Source organism: uncultured Clostridium sp., assembly GCF_963527835.1.
GTDB lineage: Bacteria > Bacillota > Clostridia > Clostridiales > Clostridiaceae > Clostridium.
Window position 1 is genome coordinate 1 of sequence record NZ_CAURTC010000027.1, and the last position, 12,307, is coordinate 12,307.

Consider the following 12,307-nt stretch of genomic DNA (forward strand, 5'->3'; position numbering starts at 1 on the left):
TCTATATAGATAGACTCTCTTTTATGAGTGTCTACTATATAGGGTCCATTTTATTTATGAATCCCCCTTTTTTATCTGCTAATATCAAGTTTATTTTAATATAGCTCCAATAAATTATTTTATTCTATTTACAAAATACTTAACAATCTCCACTATTATTAAAGGTAAAACTGATAATATTATTACTAATATCCATTGTAGGAAACCTAAAGTTTCAACACCAAATATTTCTGATAAAATAGGCACAAAACAAATCAGTAACATTATTATAAATGAAGCAGCTGCACCTTTTAATACATCCTTATTTGATTTTAATTTAATTTTAAATATTGATTGACTACTTCTACAATTAAATACATGGATTATTGATGAAAATGCCATTACTAAGAAACACATTGTAATACCAATTTCTTTTGATGGAGCAATGGTTTCTGATAATTTAGTAAACGTTCCTAAATAGAATGCAAATAAAGTAATTATGGCAAACATTATAGCTTGTAATAATATTTTAACTCCCAATCCATCTGCTAATATATTATTATTTCTATCTACTGGTTTTCTAGACATTATGTTGTCATCCGTTTTCTCCTTACTTAATCCAAAGGCAGGAAGTGCATCTGCTACTACATTTATCAATAGCAATTGAATTGCTAAAATTGGTGAACCCCACCCTAGAAGGAATGACATAAATACTATTATAACTTCTGCAATATTACAGCTTAAAAAGAATTCAACTGTTTTCCTTATGTTATCATAAATACTTCTTCCTTCCTCTACAGCATCTATTATTGTAGAGAAATTATCATCTGTTAAAATCATATCTGATGCTTCCTTAGCTACATCAGTACCAGTTATCCCCATAGCACAACCAATATCTGCTGCCTTTAATGCTGGAGAATCATTTACCCCATCACCTGTCATTACGACCACATCTCCATTACTCTGCCATGCTTTTACAATTCTTATCTTGTCTTCTGGACTAACTCTTGCATAAACTGAATAATTATTTATATTTCTTTGCAATTCTTCATCGGTCATCTCATTTAATGCTTTTCCTGTAATTGCTTCGCTATCATTTTCTAATATTGATAGTTCCTTTGCTATTGCTGTTGCTGTTATAATATGATCTCCAGTTATCATTATTGTTTTTATACCAGCATTTCTAGCTTTTATTATGGATTCTTTTACCTCATCCCTTGGCGGATCTATAATTCCTATTATCCCTAGCAATGTTAAATCATTTTCTAAAGTTTCCTCATTTAGAACATCTGGTAATTCATCATAAAATTTATATGCTACTGAAATTACCCTTAAAGCAGATTTTGCAAAATCTGAATTTGCTTTCTTAGTTTTTTCAAATTCGCCATGTATACATTTTGGCAATAATACATCAAATGCTCCCTTTACTATTACACAATATTTTCCTTCAGCTTGAGCATTATCATCTTTAATTTCGTTAACAGTTATCATTAATTTCCTTCCAGAATCAAAAGGTATTTCATGAATTCTGTTGTAATTATTATTTAAATTAGTTTTGGCATATCCATAATCTTTAAAAGCCCTCACTATAGCAACTTCTGTTGCATCACCAAACTCATTTTCTTCTAATCCATTCATCTCTATCTTTGCATTAGAACATAATGCAGCAAATTTTAAAACCTTATAACTTTCATCGCTTATTCTCTTCTCAGTCTTTAATATCTCATCTTGTTCTGACCATATTCTTGTTACCGTCATTTTGTTTTGTGTTAGTGTACCAGTTTTATCAGAACATATTACTGACGCAGATCCTAATGTTTCTACTGCTGGTAACCTTCTAATAATGGCATGTTTTTTAACCATTTTTGTAACACCAAAGGATAGTGATATAGTAACTACCCCTGTTAGTGATTCTGGTATAGCAGCTACTGCCAATGCTACTGCTGCAATAAACATTTCAAAAGCACTTTCTCCCTGTAGTATACCTATTATAAAAAGTATTAAGCATGCTCCAATTGCTCCTATTGTAATAGTCTTACCAAGTTTAGCAAGCTTTTCTTGCAAAGGAGTATTCTTTGTTTTTTCATTATTTAAGAAAGCTGCTATCTTTCCCATTTCTGTGTCCATTCCTATTTCTGTTACAACAGCTTTAGCTCTTCCATTTGTTACTATACAACCTGAATATACCATATTTACTCTATCACCAATTGGACAGTCTTTATCTATCTTAGCATTTTCGTTCTTATCAACAGCCAAACTCTCCCCTGTTAATGATGATTCTTCAACTTTTAAAGTTGAACTTTCAATAAGCCTAGCATCAGCTGGTATATAGTCTCCAGATTCTAATACAATTATGTCTCCTGGAACTAGTTCATCTGATTTTAACTCTACAAGTTCACCATTTCTAATAACCTTAGAATAATGAGTATTCATTTTCTTTAATGAATTTAAAGCTTTTTCAGCGCTATTCTCTTGTATTGCACCCAATAAAGCATTTATTAATACAATTGCTAAAATAAGAGAACCCTCTATGTAACTGCCATCGCCTTTTGATGCTAGGAAAAATGATAATAATGAAGCAATAATCAGTATAATTATCATAAAATCCTTTAATTGATTAACAAACCTTTTTGTAAAACTTATAGGTTTTTTTTCTTTAAACCTATTTTCTCCATATTTTTTTCTTGCTTCCTTTACTTGTTCAGTTCCTAAACCCTTATCTGGATTTGTATTAAGTTCAATATATAATTTCTGTAACTCCTTAATATAATTCATAAATACATCCTCCTTACTAATTCAGAAGTATTTTACCGGTAAAATAATATCAGTGTTGATAAACATTACAAGTTCTTGTATACTTGTAATATATTTAATCAATAATGCATTTGAGTGATTTTTAGCTATTTTTAAGATACTATAATATTCGTTATATTCCAACCTACAAAATTTGAAATCCGTAAAAAATTATACACGGAGGGTTAAAATGTACAATTATTTTAATAATTTTTCTGAAATTAAGATTACTAAATCCCATTTAAGATTAAATCAAGCTTTTATTGATTTAGTAAGTCAAAATGGTTTTGAAAAGACTACAGTAAGTGATATTTGTGAAAAATCCTTAGTTAGTAGATCTACTTTTTACAATCACTTTGAAGACAAATATCACCTTCTATATTTTAGTATTCATCTAATAAAAAACCAAATAATTGATTCTGAAAAATCAGTCACCGATTATAGTAAAGGTGAACAAATTCATATTATATTATCTTTTATAAATAAAAACAGAGCTTTTTTGAGAAGTATTATTTTAATTAATGATATTAATTTAATAATAACCCCACTGCATGATCTTACTATATCTCAATACGTTTTAATGCTAAAATCTCTTGAGGATATAGGATATAAATTTATTGTAAGTATAGATTTTCTTGCAGAGTTTTTTTCGGGAGCCTTCATATCAATAGTTTGCCGTTGGCTAAAGGATGATAATCCTAAAACTATCGATGAGTTTTCCTTTGAGATTGATAAGGTTACTGATATGCATTTATATTTTGATCCATCTGGACAAATATAATACTTTGTATTTTTTTATTTTCCATATCTATTTTATTCTTTAAACTTAAAACTTATACTAGAACTTTTAATGGCTTCTACAAATAAATAATCATATCACAAATAAAAACCTCTCTTATTTGTGATATGATTCATTACTTCTAATTCTAAATATAATAAACCCTCGGTAACATATTTGATATGCTCCATTTATAGTATACAGTTAAAATAATAAAACTTTTTCTATAAATGGAGTATTTTTTATGTACGGAAATTTAAAGATTTTATAATTATTATTTCTTTGTAAGATTCTAAAAAAATACCCTATAGATAGACTTTTTTATTGTCTACCTACAGGGTACATTTTATTTGTATCAAGTTTTGCTTTTATAACAATTCTCCATTTTTCTTTATATAGATTTTCTTTACTATTGTAACTAGTATCATATAAGAAAAAATTATTACTGCTAAGGCTGCAAAATAAATTGGTGGTAAAGCATTCATTCCTAACATTGTACCAAATTTTGTGTAAGGTATAATTGTGCCTATAAGAATAGCAATTGTAGTACAAGCTAGTACGCTAAATGATGATCTACTTTGGATAAATGGTAGTTTTGGAGTTCTTATCATATGGATCACTAATGTTTGTGACCATAGTGATTCTATAAACCATCCAGCATTAAATGTTGCAATAAATAAAGCAGTATTTACATTAGCATCACCAAAATTTCCACCAGAAACCATTGGACAAATTACAAAGAACATTAATATATAAGTTATAATATCAAATACTGAGCTTGTTGGACCAATCCATTTCATAAATGATCCTATTGAATCTGCATTCCATTTACGAGGAACCATTAAAAACTCTTCATCTACATTATCCCATGGAATTGAAATACAAGAGATATCGTATATTAAATTTAATACTAATAATTGTGCAGGTAACATTGGTAAAAATGGTAAGAATGCTGAAGCTACTAAGACACTAAACATATTTCCAAAATTAGAACTAGCAGTCATTTTTATATATTTAATAATGTTAGCGAAAGTTTTACGTCCTTCTATAACACCTTCTTCTAAAACCATTAGATTTTTCTCAAGTAATATTATATCAGCGGATTCTTTTGCAATATCTACTGCTGTATCTACAGAAATTCCTACATCAGCTTTTCTCATAGCTGCAGCATCATTTATTCCATCTCCCATAAATCCAACTACATGTCCATTACTTCTTAAAATACTAACAATTCTTTCTTTTTGGCTAGGTGATAATTTTGCAAATATATTTACTTTTTCAACTTGTACTTTAAGCTCATCATCACTCATGTTTTCTATATCTGTCCCTAGCAAAATTTTATTTACATTAATGTTTACTTTGCTACATACATGTTTAGTTACTTTTTCGTTGTCACCTGTTAAAACCTTAACTTCTACCCCATTCTTATTTAACGCTTCTATTGCATCAATTGTAGATTCCTTTGGAGGATCTAAGAAAGCTATATAGCCCATTAATACCATATTGATTTCATCCTTAACTGAGAAACTATCTTCAGATGCAGGATTATTTTTTTGTGCAACTGCTATTACTCTCATTCCATTTTCATTTAATTTTTCAGCAGTTTTTACTATCTCATCTTTGATTTCTTTTGTTAACTCACAAACCTCACCCTTATATTCTGCAAAGCTACATATTTGAAGCATTTCTTCTACTGCACCTTTAGTAATAAGTTGAGTTTTTTTATTTTCATCCTTTAATACTACAGACATTCTTCTACGAGTGAAGTCAAATGGAATTTCATCAACCTTAACATATTTATTTTCTAAATCCTTTAATCCGTCTTTATGACCATGTTCTAAAATGGCTACATCTAAAAGATTTTTTAAACCTGTTTGGAACGCACTTACTAAATAACCATGCTTTAATACTCTAATATCCTCATTACCATGAATATCTAGATAACGTTCAAGGATTATTTTATCTTCTGTTAAAGTTCCTGTTTTATCTGTACAAAGAACATCCATAGCTCCAAAGTTTTGAATAGAGTTTAAGTTTTTCACAATAGTTTTGTGCTTTGCCATTTTAACTGCACCTTTAGCAAGGTTTGTAGTAACTATCATTGGTAGCATTTCAGGTGTTAATCCTACTGCTATTGAAACACCAAATAAGAAGGCATCCATCCAATCTCCTTTAGTTAAACCATTAATAAAAAATACAACAGGAACCATAATAGCCATAAATTTTATTAATACAAAACTTACAGAATTAACTCCTTTGTCAAAGCTTGTGCTTTCTCTTTTTTCATTAAGACTTTCTGCCATTGTACCTAATAAAGTATTGTCACCTGTTGAAATTACAATTCCTAAAGCAGAACCACTTATAACGTTAGTTCCCATAAATGCAAGATTTTCATAATCTAATGGATTATTAGAAGATTTAATAGATTTTTGGCTCATCTTTTCAACAGGCTCAGATTCACCAGTCATTGAAGCTTGACTTATAAATAAATCCTTAGCAGTAATTATTCTTATATCTGCAGGAATCATATCTCCAGCTGAAAGTTTTACTATATCTCCACAAACTAAGTTTTGCATTTCAGTTTCGTACTCATGACCTTCTCTTATGACTGTACAAGTAGTCTTTATCATATTATTTAATTTTTCCCCAGCTTTATTAGATTTTCCTTCTTGAATAATACGAAGTAAACCACTAATTAAGACCATAGTAAGAATTATTGTCACAGTTGTTAAGTCTTTTTCGGAAGCTGCTGCAATTAAGTAATCTGTAATAAAAGATACTAAAGCTAAAAGTGCTAACACTATTGTAAATGGATTTATAAAAGCGTTAGCTATTCTTTTTAATAAAGTATTTTTATCTTTAGTAGTTATTTCATTTAATCCGTGTTCATTTATTTTCAAGAAAACTTCTTTATTTTTAAGTCCAGTAATATTACTATCTAGCGCTTCAAATATACCCTCAGAATCTGTTAGAGCATATTGTACAAGCTTCATAGAAATTCTTTTTTTATTTTTTTCATTTTCTTCATTAAATCTTTTTATTTTTTTTTCATTTAGTTTTTTCATCATTTGTATTTTCCTCCTCATTTTTGCATTTAAATGAGTGTATGAAAATAGATATAAAAATCTTATTAAAATAGAAAAACCTGTTAACTAAATTTATATTTAGAAAACAGGCAATGAATATTATATGTATATTTATGCAAAGACATAGTAAACAAACCGAAACCAACATTTCAATTTTCGAAAGAAATGGCTTTTCGGATTTAAATTTTTAATACCTTTAATATACATGAAATAATCACCATCTGAATTCATACACTTACTACTACTGGTTTCCAACTTGTTCTCACCTCTCTTATTTTTAGCATATGTTTATTCTTTTATTCTTTAGGTTTCAATTCTTAATCTTAAAACAAATTATAATTTAAGTTATCCAGAAATTCTTTAACAATATAATTTCCTAAATAATAAAAAAATCCTCGTTTGGGCGCAAGCTAAACGAGGATACAGAAAATCAGTTTAAAATATTCTTATCTGCTCGTTCAAGCTTCAGCTTCATAGGGCAATGAAATTGCATTAAAATACGCCTTGTTTTTCGACGTATCCTGCTAACCAACTAATAATGTCTCCATTATTTTGCGGCAGCAATCCGTATCCCTATAGTAACCTCACCTACCGAGAATATTAAGTTATCTTCTTTTTTATTATATGCATAATTATTCAAAATGTCAACATTAATTTTATAAAATAAACTCTCTTATATTTATTTTTTGTCAACACACTTTTTTCTATCCCTTTTAGTATTAATTTGTATTTCAATTGTACAATGTTCTTTACTCAGATGATAATATAGATTACTATCAATACTTTCCTTATTTCCCATATTTATATTATTATATAGTTATTTCATTCTTATTAAATAATTTTTTATTAAAATTAATACTGTGCTCAATGTAGCCATTACCAAAAATACTTTTAACTCCTGCATTCCTAATTTGCTTAAGTGTAGTATATTGTTAAATAAAAATGCTGCTACAAAAAATCCTATAGCTGTTGTTGTACATAAGAATATACGCATTTTGTTAAATGGTCTACATACTTTTATTACGGCTAAAATACTAGTAAATCCAATCATGTAATACATAATTGTAGTCATCTGTGGAGCTTCTATATTTAAAGTTGGCGCTAGAAAATATAGTATTATAATATTAATTATTATTACTAAAGAATATGGAAATGCATTCTTTAGTACACTTCTCAAGAATGGTTCTTTTATTTGCTTCCCATTTGGTTCAAATGATATAAAGAATGATGTATATCCTTCAATAGCTAAATCTATTAATGTAATTTGTATAGGTATAAATGGGAATGCTGTACAAGTTATAATATTTAATACTGATAGCATTACTGAATATAATGTCTTTATAAAGAATATTCTAGCAACATTAGTAATATTATTTACAACTCTTCTTCCCTCCATTAAAACATCTTTTAAAACACTAAAATCTGAATTTAAAAGCACAATTTGTGAAACTTGTTTTGCAACATCACTTGCCTCTGGAAGAGTTATACTACAATCTGCTTGTCTTAATGCAATAACGTCATTCACACCATCACCTGTCATTGCAACAGTGTGACCTTTTGCTTGTAGCGATTGTACTAATAAACTTTTTTGATTTGGTGATACTCTAGCAAATATACTATATTTTTCTACTAAATCTATTATTTCATCATCACTTTTTATAGTAGATAAATCAATATATGATTCATAATCTTCCAAACCCGCTTGTCTAGCTATACTAGAAACAGTTAATGGATTATCTCCTGAAATTACCTTTACAGTAACACCTTCTCCTTTAAAGAATCCTAACATTTCTTTAGCATTTTTTCTTAATGGATCTGACAATTCAATTGCTGCTATAATTTCTAATGTTGGTAATATTCCTTCTTCTATTGTATCTTTAGAAAAGCCTATAAGTAATACCCTTTTTCCTAATCTTTGTGATTCTATAAGATTATCTTCCATTACGAAATCACTTTGAAGCATTAATTTCTCTGGTGCTCCAACTACTATACTTCCTATATCCTTAAATGAAATTGAGCTCCATTTTCTTTCAGATGAAAATGGAGTTTTATCTACAACCTCAAATTTATCATTTCCTTTAAAATAATCTTTTAAAGCTTGAAAAGTAGCATTATTATCTCCCATTTCATTAACAAAAGCACTCATAGCTCTCTCTACAGTAATTGGTACTATTCCATTATTAAATATTTCAATATTAGAAACTTGCATCTTACCTTCCGTAATAGTCCCTGTCTTATCAAGACATAGCATATCTACATGTGCTAATGTCTCCACACTATATAAATCTTGAACCAATACTTTTTTCTTTGCAAGCTTTATTACTCCTGTTGCAAGAGAAATACTAATTAACAAGACTAATCCCTTTGGTAACATTCCAAGTAATGATGCTGATGTTGATATTACAGAACTCTTTATTACCTCATCTCTAAAGAAGTATGCTTCAACAAATAATAATACACCTACCGGTATTATTATAAAGCTTGTAAGCTTTGTAACTTTTTTCATAGAGTTTACCAACTCTGAATTTATCTTTTTATATTTTTTACTCTTTAAAGCAATTTCTGCTGCAAAATTATCTTTTCCTACTTTTTCAACCTTTGCATAGCATTTTCCACTAACAACATAACTTCCTGAAAATAGTTTGTCTCCAGGCATCTTTACTATGGTATCTGACTCTCCAGTAAGTAGAGATTCATTTACTTCTATTTTACCACTTATAACAACTGAATCTGAACAGATTTGATTTCCCATATTAAGTATAGTTGTATCATCTAAAACTATTTCATCAACATTTATCTTAATCTCTTTTCCACTTCTTATTACATCAGTCTTTGATACTGTAAGTACAGATAACTTAGCTACCATATTTTTAGCATGTATTTCTTGAAAACTTCCGATACATACATTTAATATAATTATTAACATAAAAGCTAAGTTAGAATACGCTCCAACCATCATTAAAGCAATAGCAATAATAGAATTATATAAATTAAATAATGTAAATACATTATCAGAAATAATCTGCCAATCTGACTTTACGTTTTTTTCTTCTACTATATTTATTTGCCCTTTTGCTTTCCTGTCTAGTACTTCTTTTTCCGTTAATCCTAATATAGTTTGTTGCTCTTCCATAATAAACACACTCCATATCAATTATTCTTATTACTACATATACAACAATATTATTATTTATATTTTTACATATTAATTAATAATATCATTAATTATGCTATATATAGTGTAAAATTTAAGTTAAATATTAATTATGGGAATATGAATTCTTATTAAAAGTTATTTATTTTTAATAATTTAGGATACTTTTATTATGCTTAACTACATGTTTACTTATGCTTATATTACTATAAATAATATAATAATTACCTATATGTAAAAATCCACGACATTTCTATCGTGGATTTCATGGTGGTGGCGATGCACGACCTTTAAAATCCACTACCTCAAACAAACATTTAATTGCCACTTGCCAAATGTTTCTAGAATTTTAATCTTTCTTTATTTATCTATTGTAATATATCAAGGATAACGAACCTATTGACAACTATATATAGTAAAAATAGGATTTTATATTTACTTATTTATACTTAAATTCAATAAAAATCAATTTATTGCATGGTCGAATTTCCTAATAAATTAATTTTGAAAAATTATGGAATTAATTAAATAATATTGATAATAACTGTCCGTAGGTCAGCCCTTGTCTTTGGCTAGTAGTTCCCCTATCAAGTCCACAGTGGACTTTCACCGCCAAGTTGTCGCCCATGCTGGGCGCACATAAAAATACTCTTACCCAGTTTTAAAGGTAAGAGTTTTCATGACTATAATATATACTTCATATAGTATTTAATACTTTAATATTATTTTTTTACGGTCATATGCTAATTTTTTTGACTTATGCTATGGCATTAGCAATTTATGTTATAATAAATTTAAGATTTTAATTCGGAATGGTAAAATATTGTTCACTAACGGAGTATATAGGAATAGTGATTTTTCATAATTATTATTAATAGACACTATTCTATTGAAGTTGAAAATATATACTGTATTCTGATTAAAAGTATCAACAATGTAGTGAATAGCGTCAGCTTTTAGCTTAACGATAATTAGATTCCTGTGAATTAATAGATTTGGTTTGAGTATTAGAAAAATATCCTGATTGAAATGTAAATGTGATAAACAAAGGAATTAAAATAATCATTAAATCAATAATTATTGATTTAACTTTGATTGACAATTTCGTAATTATTCCATTTTTGAATATAAAATTAAATAACTTGGAGTACACTCTAGGTTAAGCGTTTTTATTGCTTCTTCTTACCAAGGGGATGCCAGTGACCTGCTTAAATTTGGCTTGGAAAGTATTCCTAAATAGTGTTATTCATCAGTGAAATAAAATTATGCAGAACTAAATGCTAGTAGCATAGAATTTACTCTCACAACTGGAATTAACTTTTTCATTTTACATTTTTCAAGGAATCCTCCAGTAAAATATAAATTTTAATAAAAATAAGATGTCCGGTTTAGTTTTATCAATTAGTACATCTTTTAAAAGTTTAAATATTTATCAACTTTATATACATTCAATATATTCATTGCTCCACTCAATCATGGCTTCAGTAACTTTTAAGAACCTTTTACCGATTTCTGTTAATGAGTATTCTACTTTAGGTGGTACTTCTTTATATACTTCCCTATGAACAATACCATCTTGCTCAAGTTCCCTTAACTGTTGTGTTAAGGTGCTTTGTCTTATATCTGGTAAAGCCCTTTGTAGCTCACCAAATCTTTTTACTCCTTTTCGTAAATGATGGAAGCTTAGCGATAGGCAATATTTTGTTAGCAGCACAAGCTTTAGGAATAGGTTCTTATTGGATTCATATCTTAAATTTTATCTTTGCTAGAGAAGAAGGAAAAGCTTTAAAAAAGGAATTAGGAATTCCAGAAGGTTATGTTTCTGTAGGTGCAGCTGTATTAGGATATAAAGATATGGAAGGATCAGTAGCTCCGAGAAAAGAATAAACTGTAAATATTATTAAATAGTTAAAATTATATTTGGTTTTATAATAAAATATTTCTTTACAAATATAGTAAGGCGGCTTACTATATAAATAAGGAGGTTTTATTATGAAAGGTTTTAAATTTAGCCTTAGGGATATACCAAAACGAGAGATTTTAAATGATTATTCTAGCCGATTTCTGGATATAAATATAGATGCAGTTGAAACTTGTATAGCACTTCTCAGGACGGCTTCTGATATTTCGAAAATACTTGATGAACATTTTTCCAAGTATGATATTTCGGAAGGAAAATTTACAATTTTAATGCTTTTGTATCGACAGAGTGATTATCAATTATCTCCAGTATCTCTTAGCAAAAAGGCTGAAGTTACTAAGGCAACTACGACAGGATTAATAGCTGGCCTTGAAAATCAAGGTTTCATAGAGAAAATCCCCAACCCTTGTGACCAGAGAGGTTATTTAGTTCGTCTAAGCTCAAAAGGATTATGTATATTGGAAGAGATTTTGCCTATACACTACAACATAGTTGCTAAGCTAATGTCTGGACTTGAGGATAGTCAATTGAAGGAATTAACCTCTTTACTTAATTTTTTATCAAAGAATTTACTTTAATATAGAAAGGTGAGATAT

The 12,307-nt window shown here is 28.4% G+C and carries 7 protein-coding genes and 1 riboswitch; of the genes, 3 read left to right on the forward strand and 4 right to left on the reverse strand.

The genetic code is table 11. From position 1 onward, the window contains the following. Positions 1–114: 114 nt before the first annotated feature. Positions 115–2,754, reverse strand: coding sequence for a calcium-translocating P-type ATPase, PMCA-type (locus tag RYM86_RS12765; RefSeq protein ID WP_315080922.1), 2,640 nt, complete (start codon positions 2,752–2,754; stop codon positions 115–117). Positions 2,755–2,962: 208 nt separating this feature from the next. Here RYM86_RS12765 and RYM86_RS12770 point away from each other — a divergent pair, with 208 nt between their 5' ends. Continuing rightward, entirely contained in the window at positions 2,963–3,553 is a 591-nt protein-coding gene (locus tag RYM86_RS12770; RefSeq protein ID WP_315080923.1) for a TetR/AcrR family transcriptional regulator, read from the forward strand. A 365-nt stretch (positions 3,554–3,918) separates the two neighbouring features. On the opposite strand, the gene mgtA is transcribed toward RYM86_RS12770, so the two are convergent. The 3 genes from mgtA to RYM86_RS12785 form a co-directional block, all read right to left on the reverse strand. Then, positions 3,919–6,618: a magnesium-translocating P-type ATPase gene (gene mgtA, locus RYM86_RS12775; protein WP_315080924.1), complete on the reverse strand. Its 2,700-nt coding sequence runs from the start codon at positions 6,616–6,618 to the stop codon at positions 3,919–3,921. Positions 6,619–7,077: 459 nt separating this feature from the next. Beyond that, a riboswitch (M-box (ykoK) riboswitch) is annotated at positions 7,078–7,239 on the reverse strand. Positions 7,240–7,453: 214 nt separating this feature from the next. Beyond that, positions 7,454–9,769 (reverse strand): cation-translocating P-type ATPase, encoded by a 2,316-nt coding sequence (locus RYM86_RS12780; protein WP_315080926.1) that lies wholly within the window; start codon positions 9,767–9,769, stop codon positions 7,454–7,456. A 1,459-nt stretch (positions 9,770–11,228) separates the two neighbouring features. Further along, positions 11,229–11,504, reverse strand: a complete 276-nt coding sequence (locus RYM86_RS12785) for a winged helix-turn-helix transcriptional regulator (RefSeq protein WP_315080927.1) — start codon at positions 11,502–11,504, stop codon at positions 11,229–11,231. Here RYM86_RS12785 and RYM86_RS12790 point away from each other — a divergent pair. Then, positions 11,492–11,677 carry a nitroreductase family protein gene (locus tag RYM86_RS12790; protein WP_315080928.1) on the forward strand — a complete coding sequence of 62 codons (186 nt, stop codon included), beginning with the start codon at positions 11,492–11,494 and terminating at the stop codon, positions 11,675–11,677. The genes RYM86_RS12785 and RYM86_RS12790 overlap by 13 nt on opposite strands. Positions 11,678–11,782: 105 nt before the next feature. Continuing rightward, positions 11,783–12,289, forward strand: coding sequence for a MarR family transcriptional regulator (locus tag RYM86_RS12795; RefSeq protein WP_315080930.1), 507 nt, complete (start codon positions 11,783–11,785; stop codon positions 12,287–12,289). The last annotated feature ends 18 nt before the right edge of the window (positions 12,290–12,307 follow it).

Coding starts and splice junctions, on each gene's coding strand:
- RYM86_RS12765 (WP_315080922.1), bottom strand. CDS start 2,754: ATGAATTATATTAAGGAGTTACAGAAATTATATATTGAACTTAATACA.
- RYM86_RS12770 (WP_315080923.1), top strand. CDS start 2,963: ATGTACAATTATTTTAATAATTTTTCTGAAATTAAGATTACTAAATCC.
- mgtA (WP_315080924.1), bottom strand. CDS start 6,618: ATGATGAAAAAACTAAATGAAAAAAAAATAAAAAGATTTAATGAAGAA.
- RYM86_RS12780 (WP_315080926.1), bottom strand. CDS start 9,769: ATGGAAGAGCAACAAACTATATTAGGATTAACGGAAAAAGAAGTACTA.
- RYM86_RS12795 (WP_315080930.1), top strand. CDS start 11,783: ATGAAAGGTTTTAAATTTAGCCTTAGGGATATACCAAAACGAGAGATT.